Here is a 23,356-nt window from a genome sequence, read left to right as displayed (position 1 = left end):
TTTACCTACACCAATTTCGCCGCCGTTCCGGGGTCCAGCCGGTGCGGCGGTTTCTGTTTGAGTATCCCTAGACCGACTATCGGCAGGGTTTGACAAAGACGCGCTAAGTCTTTGTTTTCCTGTCGTCAGGTTGACAGGTTCCAAAGGGCTAAGTTCTTGATCTTGGCTCCCTAACCGCTGCTTCCTAAACCGAAGGTCGGAAGTTCGAGTCTTCCCGGGATCGCCAGTTTTTCCGCGACAACCAGCTCACCGCCCCACCCGGGCGACCGCCGCCTTGGCGTCGTCGAGATCAGGCGCGTCGATGTGGCGGTAGCGGGCCTGGATGAGGCCGAAGAGGCCGAAGGCGAAGAGGCCGAGGGCCGTCAGCGCGAGAAGCACCCGGCCGTAGGGCTGCCCCTGCAGAGCGTCCAGCGCTCCACCGAGGCCGTGCACCTGCGAGGAGGAGGCGTGCCAAGCGGCGAGGCCTAGGAAACCGCCGATGATCAGGAACACGACGCCGCGGGCGGCAAAGCCCATGCGGCCGAGGGTGACGAACCAATCCCGCTTGTCGGACGGCAGGGACAGGCGGTCCGCCACCCGGCCGCGCCACGCCTTTGCGATGAAGGCGAGGCCCGTTCCGGCAACCACGAGGCCGACAAGGCCCACAAGCCACTGGCCGAAGGGCTGGCTCATGAGCCAGGCCGTCCAGTCCTGGGCGGCCTGATCCTCGCCGCCTCCAGAACTGCGCCCAAGGGCAAGGTTCAGGGCGGAGAGGGCAAGACCCGCATAGATGATGCCGCTGACCAGATGCGCGCCCCGGATCCCTAAGCCCTTCATGTCGGAGCCGCGACGGTCCGCATCGGTGAGCGCCTCGAGGATCCGCCAGGCGCAGAAGCCGAACAGGCCGAGCGCGATCAGGACGAGCCAGACCTTGCCGAAGGGCTGGGAGACGAGCGTCTGGAGGGCGGAGCGGCTGCCCCCGGTCTGACCGCCGGAGCCGATGGCGGCAAGCAGCGCCAGGACGCCGACGAGGCCGTAGACCACGCCCCTTGCGCCATAGCCGAACCGGGCCAGGGTCTCGACGGGGTTGCGGCTGAGATCGGGCATGGGTGACGACTCCACTCTGTCAGGAGTGAACCGCCAAGCCTTTGTAGATGTTCCGTTCGATGAGGGAGTGTCCAGGGCAAACGTTACGGCGTCGAAAGGCTGCCCGAAAGCCATGTTCGGGCAGCCTTGCGGTTCCGGCTACTGGGCGACGCTGGTCGAGGCGGAGGCCCGGCGCTCCATGGGCGGGATGCGGAAGGTCTTGACGATCTCGGCTCCGCCGACCGGCTCGGCAAGCGACGAGCCGCCGACGAACGCCTCGATGGCGCCGGCCTCGACCAGATAGGTGCCGTCGTCGAGATGGAAGCCGAGCGACTCCACGGGCACCCGCAGGGTCACGCGCTTCGTCTCGCCGGGCTTGAGGGCAATCTTCTCGAAGGCCTTCAGCTCGCGCAAGGGGCGGCTGCGGCTCGCCACCGGATCGCGGGTGTAGAGCTGCACGACCTCCTGGCCTTCCCGCGCGCCGGTGTTCTTCACGCTCACCGAGACTTCGAGCATCTGGCCCTGGTCGAGCTGCTTTCGCGCCATCGCGGCATCGGAATAGGAAAACTGCGTGTAGCTCAGGCCCCAGCCGAACGGGTAGAGGGGCGCGACGGCCTCGTCGATGTATTGCAGGGTGAAGCGGTTGTCCGGCTTCGTCGGGCGGCCGGTGGGCAGCCGGTTGTAGTAGAGCGGCAGCTGTCCGGTGGCGCGGGGCCAGGTCACAGGGAGCTTGCCGCTCGGGCTCACGTCGCCGAACAGCACGTCGGCCACGGCGGGACCCGCCTCCGTGCCCGGATACCAGGCCATCAGGATCGCGGGAATGCGCTCGGCCACCGGTCCCAGCACCTGCGGGCGTCCCCCTAGGAGGACGAGGGCGACCGGCTTGCCGGTCTTGGCGAGCTCTTCCAGCACCGCGATCTGCCGGCCGTTGAGTTCGAGGTGGGCCCGGGAGGCGGCCTCGCCGGAGAGCTCCTGCGGCTCGCCGAAGACGGCGATCACGAAATCGGATTGTTTCGCGGTATCGAGGGCAACCTGGAGCCCGCTGGTGTCGCGGCAGAAGAGATCGCAGGCCGGGGCATGGCGCACCGTAATGCCGGCGCCCTGCGCCCGGCGGCGGATGCCTTCCAGGATCGTGACGCTGTCCTCCTTGTGACCGCGGGCGGCATGCGGCCCCATCTGGTCGTGAGGCGCATCGGCGAGCGGGCCGACCACCGCGATGGAGCGGGCGCTGGCCGGCACCGGCAGAACATCGCCGCGGTTCTGCAGCAGCACGAAGGTCTCGCGCGCCACCTCGCGGGCTACTTGGCGCGATTCCGGCGACGGGAAGGCCGAGTCGGAGCGTGATGGGTCCATGTCCGGCTTATCGAAGAGCCCCATGCGGAACTTGGTGCGCAGCACCCGGCGCACCGACTCGTCGATCACGCTCTCCGGCACCCGGCCGGCGCGCACCTCGTCGGGCAGGTGCTTGATGTAGAGCAGGCCCATCATGTCCATGTCGACGCCGGCGAGGATCGCCTTGCGGGCGGCCTCCGCGCCGTCCGCCGCGATGCCGTGGTTGATCAATTCGCCGATGCCGACCCAGTCGGAGGTGACGAAGCCGTCGAAGCCCCACTGCTTGCGCAGCACGTCCGTCAGCAGCCAGGGATTGGCCGTCGAGGGCTCGCCGTTGAGCGCATTGAAGGCGGCCATGAAGCTGGCCGAACCCGCCTCCACGGCGGCCCGGAACGGCGGAAGATAGGTGTCGTACATCTCCGCGCGCGGGATGTAGGTGGTATCGTAGTCGCGCCCGCCCTGCGGTGCGCCGTAACCCGCAAAATGCTTGGTCGCGGCGGCAAGGCCCCCGTTGCGGAAGCCCTCCACGCGGGCCGCCGTCAGCACGGAGCCGAGATGCGGATCCTCGCCGAACCCTTCGACGATGCGGCCCCAGCGGCTGTCTCGGGAAAGGTCGGCCATGGGGGCGAAGGTCCAGTTCACGCCGATATAAGCCGCTTCCTTCGCGGCCCACTCGGAAGCCGCACGCGAGACACGGGGGCTGAAAGCCGCGGCCTCGCCCAAGGGCAGCGGAAACTGGGTGCGAAAGCCATGCAGCACGTCGAGGCCGAAGAGCGGCGGGATCCTGAGGCGGCTCTGGCGCGCGAGCGCCTGGGCGCGGGCGACGTCCTGGGCGCTGTTGAAGTTGAGCAGGGCTCCGGCCTTGCCTTCCGAGATGTCCTCCCAGCGCAGGGGCGGTCCATGGGAGACGAGATTCAGCTGGCCGACCTTCTCCTCCAGGGTCATCTGTCCGAGAAGTTCATTGACGCGGCGCTCAATGGTCTGCCCGGCGGTCTCCTGCGCTTCGGCCTGCAGGGAGAACGGGGTCGCCAGAACCAGCGCAAGCGCCAGCCGTGCCAAGCCATGGACATCAGAAAGCCGCACAATCATCTCCTTTGTCGGGCAGTAACACTTTATCGCGGGGGAGCCTCGCTTGCCCCGCTACGTGCTACACAAGATAGTCGTTGCAAGTGGCGTCTGAGGGGCGCCGGGTCAATTCATATTTTCGGGAAGCTTAAGTGCCCTTGCTGCCTGCCCAGTTGAAGCTGTCTCTGCTGGCCCTGTCCGGCGCCCTGATCCTGTCGGGGTTCGCGCTGGCCGGCGCTGCCTTCTTCAGGGATTCCGCCCTGATCGCAGCATCGGCGGGACTCTTCCTGCTGCTGGCCATCGGGGCTCCGCTGCTGATCGGCCGGCAGATCGGGCAGGCTGTCCATGAGGACGCGGCCGGCGGATCCGACGAAGTTGCCGTGTTCGAGGACGTCACGGCCGGTCAGATCGAACAGGCCGCTGCCCCGTTCACCTTCCTTGAGGACGCTTTTCCGGAGGTATCCTCCGCGTCGGACGAGGACGAAGCCCTGCGCCGCCTCCAGAAGGCCCAGGCCGTCGACCGGCTGCGGGACGGCATCACCCACGACCTCAACAACCGGCTGATGGTGATCAGCGCCAATATCGATGCTGCGGCACGCCAGCTGAAGGAGCAGCCGATCCTGCAGCGCAAGCTGCTCTCGGCCCTGGTGGCCGCCGATCAGGCCGCCAAGCTCATCGCCCGCTCGACGGCGTTCTCCCGTCAGGGCGAGGCGAGGGTCCAGTACGTCGACATCGCAGACCAGGTCAGTTCGGTTGCCGACCTGATGAGCCGTTCGCTGCTGCGCGATACGGTTGAAATGCAGCTGTCCCTTGCGGAGGATCTCTGGTCCGTGGAGGCTGATCCGGACGATATTCAGACGGCCATCGTGACCCTGAGCGGGCATGTCCGGGATGCGCTGCCTCAGGGAGGCACCATTGCGCTCGAGGCCCGTAACGTGCGGGTCGAGAAGGGGTCGCTGCCCGACCTGACACGCGAGGGCGATTTCGTGCAGCTGACGATCCGCAGCTCAGGGCCCGGCGATGCGCGCCAAGCGCCGGAAGCCGATCCCGAACAGGCTTTCGCCCTGCGGGATCTCGACCTCTCGTCCTGGTTCTCTCTCAGGCAGAGCCTGCATTTCCTGGACGGCCTCGGTGGGACCTCCGAGGTGCGCCGGGACGGAACGGGCACCTCGATCATCCTCTATCTGCCGCGGGCCGATGCGGCGACCCTGCTGCTGCCAAGCCAGCCGAGCGAGGACTATGCGCCCGATGAGCGCGCGCCGAACCATACGGAAATCCTGGTGGTGGACGACGAGCTCGAGGTGGCGCTGGCGCTTCAGTCCAGCCTGGAGGAGTTCGGCTACGTGACCAGCATCGCCACCGATGCCGCGCAGGCGATCAGATCCCTGAATGCCCGCAGGCCCACGCTCGTGCTGGCGGATATCGCAATGCCGGGCACCATGAACGGCGTCATGCTGGCCCGTGAGGTGCGGCAGATCGCGCCCGCCATCCCCGTGCTGCTGATCACGGGCAATCCCGTTGCGGCCGATGAGACCAGCGAGTTCCCGCTGCTGCAGAAGCCGATTGTCAGCCGGGACCTGCATGCGGCGATCCAGCGGCATGTGAGTCCGCCGAGAGACGGCAAGGTCATTCCGCTCTTCCCGCGCACGTCCAGGCGCGCTCTCTGATCCAGCGATCGTGCGGGCCCGGTTGTCCGCTCACGCCGAAGCTCCCATCCATGATGGAGCATCGTGCGGAAAAGTGGACCCGGTTTTCCGCGCCGAACGATGCGCCAGCCAAGAGAAGGAGCATCGGATGAATCCCAAAAGTGCATTCCACTTTTGGGTCCGATGCTCTAGAGCGCCAGTGCCGCGGCCGAGAGCGGCACCACCGCCTCGCGGGCGGCTTCAGTGAGCGCCGCGAACAGCCGCTGCTGCGGATTTTTCCAGACCAGCAGCTCCGGATGCCATTGGACCCCCAGCAGGAAGGGCGCGCTCCGGCTCTCGATCGCCTGCACGATGCCGCTCTCGTCGAGGGCCGCAATGGCGAGACCCTGTCCGAGGCGGTCCACGGACTGATGATGCAGGGCGTTTACCGAGCACGGATTGCAGCGCAGGATGCGGTCGAGCCGCGATCCGTGCTCGATGGATACGGTCTTGCGCGGCAGCACGGTGCGCATCTTGGGAGCCTGCACATAGACCTCGTAGATGTCCGTATGCAGGGTGCCGCCCAGCGCCACGTTGATCATCTGCGATCCGCGGCAGATGCCGAGCACCGGCAAACCCGCCGGAAGAGCTGCCTTGAGCAGGCCGAGTTCCAGCTTGTCGCGCTCGGGATCGATGCGCACGTCGGGCAGAACCTTCCCACCGTAGATCTCCGCCCCGATATCGTCGCCGCCACCGATGATGAGGCCGTGGAGCGGCTCCGTGGGTAGAGGGTTTCCCGGCCCGAGGCGGATGGAGCGCGCCCCCGCGCGATAGAGTGCCAGCCGGTGCATGAGGTAGCTGCGCCATCCGCCGCGGCGAGACGTGGTGACGCCGATCAGAGGCCTGGTCATGAGCGTACGACCTGCTCCACCACATTGGCCCAGCTCTTGTCCTCCCCGCGGAAGGCGAGGAAGGCTGAGCCGACAGCAGCGAGCTTCTCGCGGTCGGCGGCCAGGCGCTCGACGCAGACCCAGCGGTTCCAGTCCGGCGCGATACTCCAGCCGGGGTCGCTCACCCGCGCATCGGGCAAGCGGTAGTGAAAGGTGGGGCGTCCGTTGATCTTCTCGTTCGGCAGCACGGCCCTCACGCGCTTGGCATCGAAGTGGTGCAGGAGCGGCAGGAGGTCGAGGTCCCGATTCCGCGTCGGGTTGTAGCGAAGATAGTCATCGATGAAGGTCGCGATGTCCGGGTTGTAATCCGGTGATGCGATTTTCCGCACGTACTCGGCCGGGAAGGGATCCGCGAAGCCGAGGAGGTTGCGGGTCGCGTCCGGCGAAGCCTCGCGCCGGAGCCACGGGTTGAGCAGCGCGAAGCTTTTCATGAAGGCCGTAGCGGTTGCCGCATCCTGTCGCGGGATCTCCGGATTGAAGTGCAGGCCGAAGGCATAGAAAGGCGCGTCCTGCGTGCCCTTGGCGCCGAGCCTGCGCAGGATTGTCAGGATTCGGTTGAGCTCTTCCAGGCGGTCGATGGGTGTCGGTGCCGTGACGAGTTCACAGGGCACGAGGTAGCTTGCCGCAAAGCCGAAGAGCGCGGCGATCTTGGGCAGCACGCCGCGCTGGGAGCCCGCCTGCTTGCCCGGGTGCAGGATCCGGCTGTCGAGCTCCACCGTCAGGTCGCCGATGGCCGATTCCTTCAGCGCGAAGGCATGGGGGTCCTCCTCGATCAGTCGGCCTCCGAGCGCCTCCTGCAGGGCCTGCACGGTCTTTTCGGCCGAGGGGCCGACGAATTCGATCTCGACCCCGACCGTACGCACCTCGCCCCGCTCGTTGTGCAGGACCGGCGGCAGGGCGAAGTCGATGGCAGTGGAGAGCGCCGGCTGCGCCATGGAGAACTCCGGGAAACCAACACGAGAACGTGAGCAAGGAGGTGAACGGACGCGGTTGAGCTCAGGTTCCTTGCCGCGGCGGGAGTTCCGGCAGTGGCTTTCCGGCGGCAGGTTGGCTACAAGCCCGGCATCATGATTCATCGCACCGCACTGACCGAGCGCGCCGCCTGGCTGGCGGAACTCCGCGCCACCCTGGCTCTCGGCTGGCCTCTCGTTCTCGCCACCCTGGCGCAGAACGCCCTGATGACGACCGACGTCATTCTGATGGGCTGGATGGGCTCGGAATCCCTCGCGGCGGGTGCGCTCGGCACCAACCTCTATTTCGCCTTCCTCATCTTCGGCATCGGTCTCGTGAACGCCACCTCGCCGATCATCGCCGAGGAGCTTGGCCGCAAGCGCCATTCCGTTCGCGAGGTGCGGCGCACGGTTCGCCAGGGCCTGTGGGCCTCCGTGACGGTGGCGATCCCGATCTGGATCGTGGCCTGGAACGGAGAGGCGATCCTCCTCGCCATCGGCCAGGAGCCGAGGCTGGCCCACAATGCCGGCGAGTACATGCGCGCGCTCCAATGGAGCCTGCTGCCGTTCCTGTTCTTTCTGGTGCTGCGTTCCTTCCTGGCAGCGCTGGAGCGGCCCGGATGGGCCCTGTTCATCGGCCTGCTGGCCATTCCGGTGAATTTCGGCGCGGCCTATGCCCTCATGGTCGGCTCGTTCGGCCTGCCGGCCCTGGGGCTGGTGGGCGTGGGTCTGGGTACGGTGCTGTCGAGCACGTTCATGTTCTTCGGGCTTGCCTTGGTGATCGTCCTCGACCCGAAGCTGAGGCGCTATCACGTCTTCGGACGCTTCTGGCGATCCGACTGGCCGCGCTATCGCACCCTGTGGCGGCTCGGCGTCCCCATCGGCCTGACCCTGATGTTCGAGGTGACGATCTTCAATGCGGCCGCCATGCTGATGGGCCGGATCGGCGAGAGCGAACTGGCCGCCCATGCGGTGGCCCTCCAGATCGCCTCCTTCTGCTTCTCCGTTCCCCTCGGCATCGGGCAGGCGGTCACGGTGCGCGTGGGCCGGGCCTACGGGGCGCAGGATGCGCCAGGGGTCGCCCGCGCCGGCTGGACGTCGTTTGCGCTGGGCACCGGCTTCATGGTCATCACGGCCTCGCTGATGATGTTCGCGCCGCACCTGCTGCTGGGCGCCTTCCTCGACCTGAGTGACCCCAAGAATGCGCTCGTGGTCGATCTGGCGCGCTCGTTCCTGGTGGTGGCGGCCATCTTCCAGCTGGTGGACGGCGCGCAGGCGGTGGGCGCCGGCATGCTGCGCGGCCTCCAGGACACGCGGGTGCCGATGGTCTATGCGGCCCTGGGCTATTGGGGCGTCGGCTTGCCGCTCGGCATCATCCTGGCCTTCAACACGCCGCTGCGCGGCATCGGCATCTGGATCGGGCTTGCCAGCGGGCTCGCCGTGGTGGCCGGGCTGATGCTGTGGCGATGGCTGCGCCGCGACCGGCTCGGGCTGGTCACGGCCACTCCCCGGGACGTTCAGGAAGCATTCGCCAGCTGAGAGACCAGGCGTGAGAGATCGACGGGCGCGAACTGCGCATCCTCACGGGTGACGCTGACCTCCTCCACCGTGAGACGCCGCCACTGCGCAAGCCGCGCCAGAGCCTCCTGCACCAGGTCCTCGGGCGCGGAGGCTCCGGCCGTGAGGCCGATCACGGCGGCCCCGTCGATGAAGGAGAGCGTCAGATCCTTCGGATCCTGCAGGAGAAGCGCCTGGCGGCCCTCGTTGACGGCCACCTCGCACAGGCGGTTGGTGTTGGACGAGTTGCGCGCGCCGCACACGATGATCCGCTCCGCCCGCCGGGCGATGACGCGCACGGCCATCTGCCGGTTCTGCGTCGCGTAGCAGATCGTCTTGACGTCGGGCCCCTGGATCGCCGGAAAGCGTGATTTCAGGACGGCGATGATCTCGCGCGTGTCGTCCACGGAGAGCGTAGTCTGGGTGATATAGGCGATGCGCTCCGGGTTCAGGACGGGAGCGGTGAGCGCCTCCTCGATGCTTTCGATCACGTGCACGGTGCCGTCGATCTGCCCCGTCGTACCCTCGATCTCCACATGGCTCCGGTGGCCGATGACGATGACCTCGCGGCCCGCCTTGGCATGGCGCTGCCCTTCGAGATGAACGCGGCGCACGAGCGGGCAGGTGGCGTCGAGCACGGAAAGCCCGCGGCCTGCCGCCTCGCGCTCCACCGCGCGCGACACCCCATGGGCGCTGAAGATCGCCACCGCTCCGTCGGGGATCTGCGCAATGTCGTCGACGAAGATTGCCCCCTTGCGCTTGAGCTCGTCCACCACGCGGTTGTTGTGCACGATCTCGTGGCGCACATAGACTGGCTTTCCCGTTCGCTCCAGGGCGTCCTCGACGGCCCGGATGGCGCGCTCGACGCCGGCACAGAAGCCCCGCGGCGCGGCGAGCAGAACGGTGAGCGGCGGATGGTCCTGGATCATGCCGCGTTCTCCGTCTTCAGGGCTCGGTCTCTGGAGAGCGTAGCCCGGGTGCCGCGGGCATGGTGCAGAATGGAGGCCGCGTGTTCGCCGGCCATCACGGCGCTCTCGATGGTGGCGGGAAGGGACCCGATCCAGTCGCCGGCCAGAGCGAGATTTGCGAGCGGCCGCAGGGGCGGCTGGGGCAGCGTCTCGGCAGCCTGGCGGATCGTGGCGCGCTTTTCCTTCACGACGCGCGTTTCGGGCTGACGGTCAGGATGCGCATCGAGGCCGAGGGAGCGCAGAGCGGGCACGATCTCACACCAGATCCGTGCCGCCACGTCGGATGCGTTCTGATCGACCACCGCGTCGGCGGCTGAAACCGTGACGCTCACATGGCTCGTTCGGATCAGCGCCCATTGCGCCAGAATGCCGGTGAAGCCGATGAAGCGCGGATGGGCCAGGCCCTTCATGCGGTAATGCACGTTGAGGATCGGCTCGAACTGTGTCGGCACGGGAAGGTCAGGCAGAAGCCGCTCGATTTCGTAGGGCGGGAGCGCCAGGATCACGCGGTCGTCGGGGCCGAGCATGATGGTGCGATCGGTCAGCGACAGCCCGATGACGCGCCCATTGGCCGTAAGGAGGGTGCGCAGGCGCTGTCCTGTGAAAACGGGCACGCCCCTGGCCTGCAGCGTCGCGACGGCGGGCTCGATGAGGTCCTGGCTCAGGCCGTTCTTCGCCACCAGGAGACGACCCGCGCCAGGGCGGATGAGCTGGCGCAGGGCACCGGCAAGGCGCTGCGCGGAGGCCTGCTCGGGCGGCGTGTTGAGGACTGCGACCGTCAGCGGCTCGATCAGGCTGTCCATGATCGGGCGCTTCCCGATGATCGAGGCGACGGGGCATTCCTTGGAGGCGAAGACCAGGCGCAGGATGCGCAAGAGATCGGGCAGGGTCAGCCCATGCGGGCGGCGCGACGGCAGCAGCCAGGACCAGGGCGAGAGCCCGACCCGGCGCATCTCGCCGGTGCGGCCGTCATAGAGGGGAATGCCCTCGGGTTCGGGCTCGCACCAGCGCTCGCGCGCGCCTACGGTCCTCAGGAGATCGAGCGCACGCCCGTTGGCCGTGAACAGCACATGGGTGCCGTTGTCATGGGTGAAGCCATCGGCGGGGTGCAGCGTGCGGCAGCGCCCGCCCGGATGGGGGGCTGCTTCGTAGAGCACGGCCTGGCCGCCGTCGACTGTCACGGCCAGCGCCGCGCTCAGGCCCGCGATCCCTGCTCCGACGATATGGGTGCGCCGTGCGGTCATGCGGGCCTCATGGCGCGGGTGATCAGGTGCAGGCGGTCGGCGGTGCTCAGGCGCAGCCGGCCCTGTCGGGTGCCCCAGCCGCGCGCCTGCAGCCGGACAAGCACGCGGCGGTAGTTCTCCATCATCAGGATCGCAGGCTTCAAGGCCGCGCGGTCGAGGCGCGTCAGGGCAGCATCCGCAACGGCAAATCCCGTCCGTGCCTCCTCGGCCAGGCCCTCGCAGACGCGGGCGAAGCGCGGATCGGCCACGAGGGTGAGGGCTGGCGCATCCTGCAATCCGAGCTGCGCCAGCCGCGAGAGGGGAACATAGACGCGCTCGCAGGCCGCATCCTCGTCCACGTCGCGCAGGATGTTCACAAGCTGCAGGGTGCGTCCGAGATTGAGCGCGAAATCGTGGGCTGACGGAACGCCGAAGATGCGGATCGACAGGGCTCCGACCGAACCCGCTACGCGGCGTCCGTAAAGACTGAGCTCGTAATCGTTCGAAATCCGCACCCGTTCCGCGCTGTCCATCTCCATGCCGTCGAGGAGCGCGTGGCATTCTTCCACCGGCAGCTTGAAGAGCGTCGACGCGCGGGCGAGCTCCCGTCCGATGGGCGTTTCCGGGGCGCGGTGCAGCCGGTCGAGCTCGCGCCGCCACTCGCGCAGGAAAGCGCGCTTCTCGGAGGGGGGCGCGGCCCCGTCGGCGATGTCGTCGACGGCCCGGCAGAAGGCATAGACCGCATGCATGGCGCGCCGGCGCTCGCTCTGCAGGCTCTGCATGCCGAGGCGGAAGGACGATCCGGAACGCCGCACCATGGCGGCCGTGATGCGATGGTCGCTATTCGTCGGCCGGCGCAGCGTGCCGCTTAAGCCCCGCAGGAAGGCCATGGAGGCATCGGCCTTGCTCACCTGCACCCGTTCCAGAACCGGATCGCTGCGGCGCAGGCGATCGCTCAAACGCCGGGCAAGAGCGATCGTGGCGATGCTCTGGGCGCGCAGGCGCCTGTTCCGCAGATGCTCCGGCAGGGATTGCGCCTGATCGATCAGCGCATCGACCCGGTCGAGCATGGCATCGACCACGCGGCGGCGCAGAGCGGTCTGGGATGGGTCGAAGAAGGCCTTCTCGGAGCCTGCTCCCATCATCCAGCGCAAGGGAATGTAGATGCGGCCGAGATCCCGATGATCCCTGCCGCAATCCTGCAGGTGGTTGAGGATCTGCAGCGCCGTGCACAGAGCATCCGCCGGAGCCTGGGCGGCGGCGCGCTCCTTGTGCAGCGCCAGGAGAAAGCGGCCGACTGGATTGGCCGAGAAGCGGCAGTACTCGATGAGCTCCGCCCACTCGTTGTAGCGGGCCTTCACCACGTCCTGCCGAAACGCGCGCAGGAGATCGCGGGCCTGGACGATCCCGCTCCCGTGCCGCTTGTCGGCCGCGTGCAGGCGCGCGGCCTCAGGGATCGCGGAATCTCCCACGATGAGCGCCTGCTCGAGCTCGTCGAGCCGCTGCAGCTTCTCGGCCGCTTTGAGTTCAGGTGCATCGGCGATGTCGTCGGCCATGCGGGCGAAGGCATAGAAGGCGAGAGCCGCATCCCGGTGCTCGGGCGAGAGCACCAGCGAGGCCACCGGAAAGTTCTCGTCCCGCGGACGCTTCGTGGCCTGGGTCATGCTTGGGCTCATGGCTTCACCCCCACGGGATAGAGCCTTCCCTTCCACCCAGTACGGCGGGTCGTGCCGATCCGCAGGAGCACGCTCCACTGGATCGCGAGCCCCACCAGCATCGTGAAGGGATGCAGGGGGATCGACCAGGGATTCTCCCGCGTCGCCACCGTCACGAGCGTCCGAGTCGCCAGGGACAGGAGCGCCGCAGCCACGATGGGGAGATTCGGTGCGACAGGGAGCAATGCGAAGGGCAGCACGTGCCCGCCGAGAAGAAGCGCCGTCCAGATCGGCAGCGCGACCGGCGTCGCCATCCCCTCATGGGCGTTCTTGGCAAAGCCGTTCCAGGCATCATTGAAGCGCGCATACATCCGGCAGGAGGCAAGACGGTCGCCCGGCACGAGATCGGTCATGAAGCCCTTGCGGCGGAAGAGCCGTGCCAGCTGAATGCCGTCATGGATGCGCGTGCGGATGGCGGCATGACCCCCGCTGGCGCCATAGGCCTCCCGCTCGACGAGCATGAGCTGACCGCAGGCCGCGCCGAGGCCCGGATCGCGCGACAGGCGCATGAAGCCCATGGGCAGATAGCCCAACAGCAGCAGGTTGATCGTCGGCACGGTGAGCAGTTCGCCGAGCGAGCGCATGATCTGGCGCGGCACGGCGCTCACCAGGCCGGCGTTGATTTCCTGCGCATGGCCTGCCAGACGAGCGGCCGCATGCGGCGTCACGCGCACATCGGCATCCACGAACAGGAAGTGCGTGCCCCTGGCGGCCACGGCGAGATGATGGCAGGCATGGACCTTGCCGGTCCACCCCTCCGCGAGCGGAGGAGCTGTGAGAAGGCGCACGCGCCCATCGCGCGCAGCGTAGGTTCCGACGATCTCCGGCGTGGCATCCGTGGAGCCGTCGTCCATGACCAGGATCTCGACCGGCACGCCGACGCTGGCAAGAGCGGCATCGAGGGCGGGGCCGATGTTCTTCGCCTCATTACGCGCAGGGATCAGAATCGAGACGAGCATGTCCCCCTTCGGCCCATGGGGCGGGGTCGCGCGCAGGATGCTCAGGTTCACGAGAGCCAGGGCAAAGGGAAGCACCGCAAAGCCCAGGAGGATGAGGCCGAGGACGATCATGAGGCGCGTCCCTCATGCGACGGATCGAAGGCGCGGCCCCGCAGCGCTGCGGTCATCCGGCGCCATCCGTCATAGATGCCGCCCACGCCGGCGCGGCCTTCCAGCATGGCGCGGAAGCGCGCCGGGTCGCGGCTCTGCACGTCGGCGCTCAACCGGTCGAGGGTGGTGGCGAGCTCCGTCTCGAGATGCTCCAGGCGAGCGCGGCGTGTGAGATCCAGGAGATCCCTGCCATGCATGGGTTTGCCGAAGGCGATGAACGCTTCGGCCCCGCGCTCGAGCCAGAAGCCGTATTCCATGGCGAGCGGGATCACCGTGCAGTCGGGTGCGAGCTCCGGAAGCCGCGCCACACCGGGCTTAAGCCCGAGAGGACGCTCGCGCACGTCTCCGAAGCGACCCTGAGCGGTGACCCAGAGGGAGCGGTTCGGCGATGACAGGATCTCGGCGCTGGTTCTCAGGAAATCCGCCGCGCCGCGTGGGCTCTCGAGATCGACTCCGAAAGCACCGATGCGGCCGAAGACGCCGTATTGCTTGAGCATCGCGGCGTCGATGGGCGCGTAGCTTTCATAAGTGGGGAGGAAGTGGTCCGCGGCGAGGATATAGACCGCCGCGTCCCACCAGGCCGGATGGTTCGAGTAGACGATCACGGGACCGTTCACAGGGGCCGCCGGCATGCCCCAGGACGCGACCCGCAGAGCATTCATGTGGCGCGTGAAGTAGCGGCGGAACGTCGAGACCATGAAGCGGTGGAGCAGGGGAGAGCGGCGCGCGACGGGCGACGGCTCCGCGCCATGGGGCGGGGAGCGTTCTCTGGCGGCTTTGCTCGTTTCCTGCCTCAAGACACGTTCCGTAGATTGGCGGCCTTGCTGTCCGCATCGAGGGCGTCGGCGGCGATCCAGCCCGACATCATCACCATCGGCATGCCGGGGCCGGGATGGGCCGCGCCGCCGGCGAGATAGAGGCCGCGCACCTGCCGGCTGCGATTGCCCGGCTTGAACGCGCCCATGAACTTGCCGTGGCTCGCCAGTCCGTAGATGGCGCCGTTGAGCACCTTGTAGCGCTCATGGATGTCCTGCGGCGTGAGATGGCGCTCGACGACGATGCGCTCCTCGATGTCGCTCATGCCGGCCGTGCGCTTCAGCTTGTCGAGGATCACTTGGCGATAGGCTGGGAACATCTGCGACCAGTCGTGATGCGGGCGGAGATACGGCGTATGGACGAGCACGTAGAGCGCCTCGCCGCCCTCGGGCGCGACGCTCGGATCCGTGGCAGCCGGTGCCGCGAGATAGCAGGTCGGATCGGGAGCGGGTTCGCCCCGGCGATAGATGTAGTCGAACTCCTCCTCCGGATCGCGCGAGAACACGAAGTCGTGGTGGAGCACGTGATCGTAGCGCTTGTTGAGGCCGAGATAGAGCACGACGCCGGAGCAGGCCGGTTCGAAATCCTTCCTCGCGTAATGCTCGCCCACCTCGCCGCCGACGAGCTCGCGATAGGTGCGGATCGAATCCATGTTGGAGATCACGCTGTCGTAGGCCAATGCTTCGCCATCGGCGAGGACGACCCCTTCTACAGCGCCGTTCACGATGTTGAGGGACGCCACGTCGCTGTCGGTCTTGATGGTTGCGCCGAGTTCCGTTGCGAGCTTTGCCAGCGCTTCTGCCACGGCGCGGGTGCCGCCCATCGGATACCACACGCCGTCCGCCGCCTGCATATGGGCGATGGCGCAGAGCACGGCGGGAGAACCATAAGGGGAAGAGCCGACATACTGCGTGAAGTGATCGAGCATCTGCGCCAGGCGCTCGTCCTTGACTTTGGACCGGATGGTACCGGCCACCGACGAACCCATGCGCAGGGACAGCACGTCCCTCAAGGTTCCCGGATTCATGTTGGCCCGGATGTTGATGGTATCGAACAGATCCTCCACCGGCTTCCAGAAGAAGAACTTGTTCGAGATATCGTGAAGATGGGCGGAGATTTCCTGGAAGCGCTTGTAGCCTTCGCCGGTGTTCTTGCCCGGAGCAAAACGGTCCATGGCCTGAGCCATGGCCTCGATGTTCTCCTGCAGGTCGATCCGCGTGCCGTCGTCGAAGAAGCAGCGCCATTGTGGATCGAGCCGCACGAGGTCGAGATAGTCGGACATGTTGCGTCCGGCTTCAGTGAAGATGCGCTCGAGAACCCGCGGCACGGTGAGGATCGTCGGGCCCATGTCGAACCGGAAGCCGTCCTCGTGCAGCACCGCGGCCTTGCCGCCGATCCAGGCGTTCTTGTCGTAAAGCGTGACCTTATGGCCGCGGGCGGCCGTGACGCAGGCAGCAGCCAATCCGCCCAGTCCTCCGCCGATGACTGCAACCGAAGTTCCTTGAGCGCTCACGATGTCCTCCCGCAGGGCACAAGCCTATTCGTTCCAAGGCCGGTGTCCAGTTGTGTTGGTTCTAGGTATGGCATGACCCACTTCAAGGCAGATCACGCAGGTTTGGGCGACGGGCGCAGATCATGCGCAGCGACTGCCGGCCGGGCGCCCGGATCACCGGATCGAAGCCAGCCGCTTCCAGAAGCGGCTTGATATGGGCCACGTCACGGGCGCTGCCGCCCCAGAGCAGGTTCTTCAGCCGGTTGACCGCGGAGGTCGTGTCGGGACCCTCCTGGGAGAGCACGGCGACCAGAAGCCAGCCGCCCGGCTTCAGAGCGTGGAAGATGCGGTACAGGGCCTCCTCGATGACCGCGTCGGGCAGGAACATCTGGGGCAGGAAGGCGAGGTCGAAGGCTCTGTCGTCCTGCAGTTCCTCCACCCGCTGGCGGCGGATCGCGACACGGCTCGCCAGACCCGCCTGCCGCACACGGCTCTCGCCAAGCTCCGCCGGATGCGGCGCCGGCTCGAGGGCCACGGCGCTTAGGAGAGGGAACTGCCGGCAGAGGGCGATGGAGAGCCCCGCAGCTCCCGCCCCTACATCGAGAAGCGATGCTCCGGGTGCCTCAAGCCGCACAACGAGCCCGGGCAGGAATCTCAGCTTCGGCAGCGCCCGCGTGGTCCAATGCCGGGTCAGGGTGCCCTGCGCCTCGATGATGGCGTCATCGGTATGGGACCAGCCGTCGAGGCTCAAGGTTCCCGTCTTCAGCCTGCGCCGGAAATCTTCGGTCTGCAGCAGGGGTGCCCGTAGGGCCGCCCTGAAGGTCTCCGTTCCTTCGGAGGACGTGAACGGCATCAGGGCAGGCGAGGCCCGCACCCTGTCGCCGTCCCACGTGACGAAGCCGAAGGCCGCGAGGGCATCGAGCAGGCCTTTCACGAGAGCCGGCGGAAGCGACAGGGCCGATGCCAGCTCGCCGATGCTGGCCGGCTGCCCGAGCCGCGTGAGCAGGCCGCTCTCGGCGCAGGCGGACAAGGCGCTCGCGGACCAGATGGCGGTATCGGCCTCCTCGAGCACCTTCAGGACATCGTCGGCTTTTCGGGAGGCCGGCGGATGAGCGGGAATGCGCCACGAGCCGAGGCCGACCGAGCCGAGGCCGAAGCGGTCTCCTCCGTGGGACAGAAGGGCATAGGCGCGCCACAGCATGGAAATCTAGAGCGTTGCCGGTGGAGCCGTCATCGAGGTTTCCTCGACGAAGGACTCGGCCGATTGGATGGTTTTGGCGCAGACGAGGGAGCGAGAAACAGAAATGCGAGCAGTCCGATCCGGCTCATGACATGGTCCCTCACAAAGCGGCCTCGCCCACCGGTGCGACGGCAGGCTCCAACGCGCTGTTCCCGACCTTGCGACGCTCCCGGTCTTCCAGCAGAAGTCGCGCCGTGATCCGTGCACCTTCGTAGATGACGGGCAGACCGCTGCCGGGATGCGTGCCGCCGCCCACCAGATAGACGTTGCGGCCGAAGCGGTTGTGCGGCCGGAAATAGAGCATCTGGGTGAGATTGTGCGCGAGATTGAAGGTGGCGCCCTCAAAAACCGCAAACTCGTCCTCCCAGCCGCGCGGCGTCACCACGCGCTCATAGCGGATCCGGCTTTCGATGTCGGCAAGGCCGAGCAGCTTCAGCCGTTCCAGCGCGATCCTGCGGTAGCGCGGTGCCTCTCGCGCCCAGTCGATGCCGCAACGCAGGTTCGGCACGGGCACCAGCACGTAGAGGCTCGCATGCCCCTTCGGGGCCAGGGACGGGTCGGTCACGCCCGCATGATGGATGTAGATCGACGGCTCCTCCGGCAGGATGCCGTTGGTGATCTCATGGATGTTGCGCTCGTATTCCTTGGACAGCAGGATCGTGTGATGGGCGAGATTCCCTAAGTCTCCTTCGATGCCGAGATAGAGCATGAAGGTGGAGCAGGAGATCTTGGCGCGATCGAGCTTCTTATCTTTCCAGCGCGGGCGCATGGCCTCCGGCACGAGGCGGCGCATGGCGTGGCCGAAATCCCCGTTCACCACAACGGAGCCTGTGGCAAACCGCTCACCGCCCGCCTCGATGCCGACGGCCTCTCCGTTCTCGTAAAGGATGCGGTCCACGGGAGTGTTCAGGCGAATGTCGACGCCCATCTTGCGGGCGACATTCGCCATGGCCTCGGACACCGCGCCGCAGCCGCCCATGGGATGGAACACGCCGTGCTCGTATTCGAGGAACGAGAGAATCGTGAACAGGCTCGGGCACTGGAACGGCGACATGCCGAGATACTTCGTCTGGAACGAAAAGGCGAGGCGCACGCGCGGGTCGGCGAAATAGCGCTTCAGATCGCTGTCGACGCTCGAGAACGGCCTGAGCTTCGGCAAGGCCGCCAGCATGGCGGGCGAGAAGAGGTCCGCCGGGCTCGAAAAGGCCTGTTCCAGCACCGGCCGGAAGGCCTCGAGCTTCTCGCGGTTGTCGTCGAGAAAGCGCCGCACGTTGCGCGCATCCGCGGGAGCAAGCCGGGCGATCTCCTGCTCCAGGCGTTCAAGGTCATAGGTCGCGCGAATGGAGCCGCCGCCTTCGAAGACGAGGTGGTACTGCGGGTCGAGGCGCTTGAGTTCGACGTGGTCTTCCAGACGCTCGCCGCAGGCCTCGAAGATGTCCTTCAGGATGCGCGGATACAGGAAGAAGGTGGGGCCGATGTCGAATTTGTAGCCGCCCGGAGCATGGATCGTGCGGGTGCGGCCACCGACGGCCGGCTCGCGCTCGAAGATCGTGACCGGAACTCCCTCGCGGGCCAGCAGCATGGCCGACGCCAGGCCGCCCGGGCCGGCCCCGACGATGGCAACATGCGGGGATGGAGAGGTTTTCAGCATCGAACGGGTGCCCTCGGCTGTCTTGGGGACAGTGGAGACTTACCTATGGCGGCTCGGGTACCCGGCCAGAGTCACGATCCGGCGATCACGCAACGGTGAATTCTGTTCGAGGGACAAAAAGAAACGTTGTTCCACATATAGTGCGATATCAGAAAAAATCTTCAGGCTAGTTTTGCCAATAATTCCATATCTCTGAAGTATGAGAGGAGCCTGAAAAAAATTAGGCGCCTTATTCTTGCCTTTTTAAAGATCAGCTTCACTTCCAATCACAACGGAAGGGGAGACTGTCCTTGAAGAATATCCTCACCCGAGCATCTGCAATGGTGCCACTTCTTTTCATGGCGGCCTGCAATACAACCGCCTCCAACGACCCTTCGGTCACGGGATCCATCTCAACCGCCAATATCGAGACAAGCAGAGCTTTTCAGCGCGGCACCGCCTCCTGGTACGGACCGGGCTTCCACGGCCGCAAGACTGCCAGCGGCGAGCGCTTCAATTCCTACGACATGACGGCCGCCCACCGGTCCCTGCCGTTCGGCACGCGCCTCAAGGTCGTCAACGAGACCAACGGCCGCTCCGTGGTCGTGCGGGTGAACGACCGCGGTCCTTTCGCCCACCGGCGCATCATCGACCTGGCCAAGGGCCCCGCACAGGCTCTGGGGCTGACCTCGTCCGGGGTCGGATACGTGTCCCTTCATCGTCTCGATTAGGCGCTTCTTAATCCCTTGCGGCGATTCTTGGCCCGATTCGGGACCAAGGGTTGCTTACATGGAATCGAGATCGTCTCAGCCGACGAACGTCATCCGTTTTCCGGGCGCGCGCTCGTCGGCCAATCCCCGCCGTGACCAGAAAAGCCTCATGGATGCCGTGTATTCCGCGGGTTCGCTGACGATCGGGGCTGATGACCGCGTGACGAAGGTCATGGCGACGCGACTCACCATCTTCGGCTTCGTCGTCATCGATGAAGTCCAAGCCGACGGCATGGCCCGACGGCTTCGCCCCTCCGAGGCCTTCCATGCCTCCACGGCGTTGCCCTGGCGCGTTTCGAAGCCCTCGGGCCGCTACCGCATCGACGACGACCTCCCCGAAACCGACGAGGACCTGTTCGCGGCCCTGCAGGCCTGACAGCCTATGGGACTCGCCTTTCCTGCCCTGCGATCTATGTCCTGCTCCGGCCATAGCGTTCCAGGAGAGGGCGATGCACCTGATTCAAATTCTTCTGCCGCTCGCCGACAACGCGGGTCGCCGCTTCGACGGCGCAGCCTATGGGCGGGTGCGGTCGGAATTGTCCGACCGTTTCGGCGGCATCACGAGTTTCACGCGCGCGCCGGCCGAAGGTGTTTGGAAAGAGGGCGGCCACACGGCTCATGACGATATCGTCGTGTTCGAGGTCATGACACGCGAGATCGATCATTCCTGGTGGGAGCGCTACCGCGCCGAACTGGAGCGCCGCTTCGACCAGGAAGCCATGGTGATCCGGGCGATTCGCGTGGAAATGCTCTAGCGCATCGTGCGGACCCGAAGGGCCGCGTCAGCCAAAAGTGGCCCCGGTTTTCCGCCCGGACGATGCGCCAGCCTGGAGAGGGAGCATCGGACGGATCCCAAAAGTGCATTCCGCTTGAGTGTCCGATGCTCTGGCGACGGAACCGATACGGCACGGCTTCGCTTGTTGAGTAAAAAGCGGAGCACCTTCATGTCGAAGCCCCTGGTCGTTTCCATTCCCCATAATCTGGGCCAAGCCGAAGCCATTCGGCGGCTTCAGGGCGGCATGGCGGGCGTGAAATCGCAGTTCGGGGACAAGGTCGCGTCCATCGATGAAAAGTGGCGCGGCAACAGGATGGATTTCCGCGTCGGCGCCATGGGCCAGAACGTCAGCGGCCATCTTGAAGTCATGCAGGATCAGGTGCGCGTCGAAGTTCAGTTGCCGTGGATCCTTGCAATGGTTGCCGAGAAGGCAAAGACCTTCATTCAAAAGCAAGGAACGCTCCTGCTCGAGAAGAAGTGACGCCAGCTATTCCCATGAATAGTCGTTCACGAACATGAACGCAGATGGAACCAAACTGCTCCGTCTGCGTTGTTTAATCGATTGCGACCGCGACCCTTCGCTGGTGCGCTTCACTTAAGACATCACTTTATTCGCCCCGGGCCGTGTTCTTCTGTCCGACCGTGACAACACACCTTTATCTGAGGTTCGCGCTATGCATGAGCGTTTGATGACGCAGTCCTACGCCCTTCGTTCGCCTGTCAAAGCCGGTTCGGAAAAGCCTCTCCTTGTCTGTTTCTCGCACCTCCGCTGGGACTTCGTCTGGCAGCGCCCTCAGCATCTGCTCAGCCGTGCCGCCAAGCACTACGACGTGCTGATCATCGAGGAGCCCATCTTCAAAGCCGGCGCGACCCCGCATATGGACCTGAGCGACCGTCCGCAGGGCGTCACAGTGGCGGTGCCGATGCTCCCCGAGGGATTGTCCCACGAGGACATCATTTCCGAGCAGCACGACCTGATCGAGGATCTGATCGGTCGTGAGGCGGCAAGCCCGCGAGTGTTCTGGTACTACACGCCCATGGCGATGGCCTTCACCAGCGATTTCGAGTGCGACCTGTGCGTCTACGACAACATGGATGAGCTCTCGCTCTTCCGCGGCGCCTCGCAGGAGCTCCTCGACATGGAGAATGCGCTCTTCTCGCGGTGCGATCTCGTGTTCACCGGCGGCATGAGCCTCTACGAGGCCAAGAAGCATCGCCATCGCAGCGTCCACGGCTTCCCGTCGTCCATCGACTTCAACCATTTCTCGCAGGCTCGCTCCATCCGTCAGGATCCCGAGGATCAGGCGAAGATTCCGCATATCCGTCTTGGCTTCTTCGGCGTCGTCGACGAGCGCATGGATATCGATCTCCTGGCCGAGGTCGCCGAACTGCGGCCCGACTGGAGCTTCGTGATGATCGGCCCCGTGGTGAAGATCGATCCGGCGAGCCTGCCGCAGCGGTCCAACATCCATTGGCTCGGCGGCAAGTCCTACAACGAGCTGCCGCATTACCTGGCCGGCTGGGACGTGGGCTTCATGAACTTCGCCCTCAACGAGGCGACGAAATTCATCAGCCCCACCAAGACGCCCGAGTTCCTGGCGGCCGGCGTGCCCGTCGTCTCGACCGCCATCACCGATGTGGTGCGCCCCTACGGGGAGAAGGGTCTGGTCGAGATCGCAAAGAACGCCAAGGAGGTGGTCGCCAAGGTCGAGACCATCCTCGCCCGACCGAAGGATTCCTGGCTCGCCAAGGTGGATCGCCACCTGGCCGCCGGTTCCTGGGACAAGACCTGGGGCGCCATGCACAAGCTGATGCTGGACTCCATGGGCGACGCCGCTACGGATCGCCCCGCCTCGTCCCTTCCCGTTTATGCCACCACGCCTGCGGAGTGATCTGGAATGTATGACTGGCTGATTGTCGGCGCCGGCTTTGCGGGCAGCGTTCTGGCCGAACGACTTGCGAACGAGCGCAACGAGCGCGTCCTCCTCATCGACCGTCGTCCCCATATCGGCGGCAACGCCTATGATCGCTACGACGATGACGGGCTGTTGATCCACCAGTATGGACCGCACATCTTCCACACCAATTCCAAGCAGATCTTCGATCATCTCTCCCGCTTCACCGAATGGCGCTTCTACGAGCACCGGGTGCTGGCCGAGGTGGACGGCATGCAGGTGCCGATCCCGATCAACCTCGACACGGTGAACAAGCTCTATGGCCTGAACCTCACCTCCGAGCAGCTGCAGGACTGGTTCGCGGAGCGGGCCGAAAAGACCGGCGAGATCAAGACATCCGAGGACGTGGTGGTCTCCGTCGTCGGGCGAGAGCTCTACGAGAAGTTCTTCCGCGGCTACACCCGCAAGCAATGGGGCCTCGACCCGTCCGAGCTCGACAAGTCCGTGACCTCGCGCGTGCCGACCCGCACGAACCGGGACGACCGCTACTTTACGGACGAGTTCCAGTTCATGCCGAAGCACGGCTATACCCGGATGTTCGAGAAGATGGTGAGCCATCCGAATATCGACATCATGACGCAGACCGAGTATGACGACGTCAAGAATGTCATCCCGCATCGTCGCGTCATTTATTGCGGACCGATCGACGAGTACTTCAATTTCCAGTTCGGCAAGCTGCCCTACCGCTCGCTGCGCTTCGAGCACGTGACGCTCGACAAGCCCTGGCACCAGTCGGTCGGCGTGGTGAACTTCCCGCAGACCAACGATTACACCCGCGTGACGGAATACAAGCACCTGACCGGCCAGGAGCATTCCAAGACGGCGCTCACCTACGAGTACCCGTCGGCCGAAGGCGACCCGTACTATCCGATCCCGAAGGCGGAGAACCAGGAGCTCTTCAAGAAGTACGAGCGGCTGGCGCTCGCCACCCCGGACGTCTGGTTCGTGGGTCGTCTCGCCACCTACCGCTACTACAACATGGACCAGATCGTCGGCCAGGCGCTCGCCACCTTCCGGCGCATCAACGAGTCCTTGCCCGTCGGCGCGGACACCTCGGCCGTCAAGGTCGTGTCGGCCTCGGCAGGTCTGGTTTCGTGATGAGAAAAGACATCGAACAAT

The 23,356-nt window shown here is 65.9% G+C and carries 20 protein-coding genes; 8 read left to right on the top strand and 12 right to left on the bottom strand.

Annotation, left to right across the window (positions count from 1 at the left end; translation table 11 throughout):
- Positions 1–246: 246 nt before the first annotated feature.
- Positions 247–1,086 (bottom strand): DUF1206 domain-containing protein, encoded by an 840-nt coding sequence (locus AC0QTX_RS20845; protein WP_474605735.1) that lies wholly within the window; start codon positions 1,084–1,086, stop codon positions 247–249.
- Positions 1,087–1,224: 138 nt separating this feature from the next.
- Positions 1,225–3,486, bottom strand: a complete 2,262-nt coding sequence (locus tag AC0QTX_RS20840) for a glycoside hydrolase family 3 N-terminal domain-containing protein (RefSeq protein ID WP_474605734.1) — start codon at positions 3,484–3,486, stop codon at positions 1,225–1,227.
- Positions 3,487–3,614: 128 nt separating this feature from the next.
- On the opposite strand from AC0QTX_RS20840, the gene AC0QTX_RS20835 reads away from it, so the two are divergent.
- Positions 3,615–5,129, top strand: a complete 1,515-nt coding sequence (locus AC0QTX_RS20835) for a response regulator (protein ID WP_474605733.1) — start codon at positions 3,615–3,617, stop codon at positions 5,127–5,129.
- Between the two features lie 167 nt (positions 5,130–5,296).
- On the opposite strand, the gene AC0QTX_RS20830 is transcribed toward AC0QTX_RS20835, so the two are convergent.
- Both AC0QTX_RS20830 and AC0QTX_RS20825 read right to left on the bottom strand, forming a co-directional pair.
- Positions 5,297–5,998, bottom strand: coding sequence for a gamma-glutamyl-gamma-aminobutyrate hydrolase family protein (locus AC0QTX_RS20830; protein ID WP_474605732.1), 702 nt, complete (start codon positions 5,996–5,998; stop codon positions 5,297–5,299).
- Positions 5,995–6,972, bottom strand: a complete 978-nt coding sequence (locus AC0QTX_RS20825; RefSeq protein ID WP_474605731.1) for an amidoligase family protein — start codon at positions 6,970–6,972, stop codon at positions 5,995–5,997. Before AC0QTX_RS20825 ends, AC0QTX_RS20830 begins: the two co-directional genes overlap by 4 nt.
- Positions 6,973–7,104: 132 nt before the next feature.
- On the opposite strand from AC0QTX_RS20825, the gene AC0QTX_RS20820 reads away from it, so the two are divergent.
- Positions 7,105–8,526 (top strand): MATE family efflux transporter, encoded by a 1,422-nt coding sequence (locus AC0QTX_RS20820; protein ID WP_474605751.1) that lies wholly within the window; start codon positions 7,105–7,107, stop codon positions 8,524–8,526.
- On the opposite strand, the gene ispH is transcribed toward AC0QTX_RS20820, so the two are convergent.
- The 8 genes from ispH to crtI form a co-directional block, all read right to left on the bottom strand.
- Positions 8,505–9,473: a 4-hydroxy-3-methylbut-2-enyl diphosphate reductase gene (gene ispH, locus AC0QTX_RS20815; protein ID WP_474605730.1), complete on the bottom strand. Its 969-nt coding sequence runs from the start codon at positions 9,471–9,473 to the stop codon at positions 8,505–8,507. The genes AC0QTX_RS20820 and ispH overlap by 22 nt on opposite strands.
- Positions 9,470–10,756, bottom strand: coding sequence for a hydroxysqualene dehydroxylase (locus AC0QTX_RS20810; protein ID WP_474605729.1), 1,287 nt, complete (start codon positions 10,754–10,756; stop codon positions 9,470–9,472). The genes ispH and AC0QTX_RS20810 overlap by 4 nt, the downstream gene beginning before the upstream one ends.
- Positions 10,753–12,399, bottom strand: a complete 1,647-nt coding sequence (locus tag AC0QTX_RS20805) for a squalene/phytoene synthase family protein (protein ID WP_474605728.1) — start codon at positions 12,397–12,399, stop codon at positions 10,753–10,755. The genes AC0QTX_RS20810 and AC0QTX_RS20805 overlap by 4 nt, the downstream gene beginning before the upstream one ends.
- Before the next feature lie 8 nt (positions 12,400–12,407).
- A complete protein-coding gene (locus tag AC0QTX_RS20800) occupies positions 12,408–13,520 on the bottom strand; it encodes a glycosyltransferase family 2 protein (protein ID WP_474605727.1) in 1,113 nt (370 codons plus the stop codon).
- Entirely contained in the window at positions 13,517–14,257 is a 741-nt protein-coding gene (locus tag AC0QTX_RS20795; RefSeq protein ID WP_474605750.1) for a lysophospholipid acyltransferase family protein, read from the bottom strand. Before AC0QTX_RS20795 ends, AC0QTX_RS20800 begins: the two co-directional genes overlap by 4 nt.
- Positions 14,258–14,352: 95 nt before the next feature.
- Complete coding sequence (locus AC0QTX_RS20790; protein WP_474605726.1) at positions 14,353–15,888, bottom strand: phytoene desaturase family protein; 1,536 nt, start codon at positions 15,886–15,888, stop codon at positions 14,353–14,355.
- A gap of 82 nt (positions 15,889–15,970) precedes the next feature.
- Positions 15,971–17,068 carry a methyltransferase domain-containing protein gene (locus tag AC0QTX_RS20785; RefSeq protein WP_474605725.1) on the bottom strand — a complete coding sequence of 366 codons (1,098 nt, stop codon included), beginning with the start codon at positions 17,066–17,068 and terminating at the stop codon, positions 15,971–15,973.
- Between the two features lie 139 nt (positions 17,069–17,207).
- Positions 17,208–18,758: a phytoene desaturase family protein gene (crtI, locus tag AC0QTX_RS20780; RefSeq protein WP_474605724.1), complete on the bottom strand. Its 1,551-nt coding sequence runs from the start codon at positions 18,756–18,758 to the stop codon at positions 17,208–17,210.
- A gap of 320 nt (positions 18,759–19,078) precedes the next feature.
- Between crtI and AC0QTX_RS20775 the strand changes: the two genes are divergently transcribed.
- The 6 genes from AC0QTX_RS20775 to glf all read left to right on the top strand — a co-directional run bounded on the left by AC0QTX_RS20775 (position 19,079) and on the right by glf (position 23,335).
- The gene (locus AC0QTX_RS20775; RefSeq protein ID WP_474605723.1) at positions 19,079–19,468 is read left to right on the top strand and encodes a septal ring lytic transglycosylase RlpA family protein; all 390 of its coding nucleotides are present in this window, start codon (positions 19,079–19,081) and stop codon (positions 19,466–19,468) included.
- Between the two features lie 58 nt (positions 19,469–19,526).
- Positions 19,527–19,883 (top strand): hypothetical protein, encoded by a 357-nt coding sequence (locus AC0QTX_RS20770; protein WP_474605722.1) that lies wholly within the window; start codon positions 19,527–19,529, stop codon positions 19,881–19,883.
- Between the two features lie 73 nt (positions 19,884–19,956).
- On the top strand, positions 19,957–20,262 hold the full coding sequence (locus tag AC0QTX_RS20765; protein WP_474605721.1) for a hypothetical protein: 306 nt from the start codon (positions 19,957–19,959) through the stop codon (positions 20,260–20,262).
- A 189-nt stretch (positions 20,263–20,451) separates the two neighbouring features.
- Positions 20,452–20,763, top strand: a complete 312-nt coding sequence (locus tag AC0QTX_RS20760; RefSeq protein ID WP_474605720.1) for a polyhydroxyalkanoic acid system family protein — start codon at positions 20,452–20,454, stop codon at positions 20,761–20,763.
- A 208-nt stretch (positions 20,764–20,971) separates the two neighbouring features.
- Complete coding sequence (locus AC0QTX_RS20755; RefSeq protein WP_474605719.1) at positions 20,972–22,174, top strand: glycosyltransferase; 1,203 nt, start codon at positions 20,972–20,974, stop codon at positions 22,172–22,174.
- A gap of 6 nt (positions 22,175–22,180) precedes the next feature.
- On the top strand, positions 22,181–23,335 hold the full coding sequence (glf, locus tag AC0QTX_RS20750) for a UDP-galactopyranose mutase (RefSeq protein WP_474605718.1): 1,155 nt from the start codon (positions 22,181–22,183) through the stop codon (positions 23,333–23,335).
- The last annotated feature ends 21 nt before the right edge of the window (positions 23,336–23,356 follow it).

It is taken from the genome of Microvirga sp. jy35, from assembly GCF_056148915.1.
The sequence above is the reverse complement of the archived record's forward strand: the minus strand, read 5'-3'. Positions and strand labels throughout refer to the sequence as shown.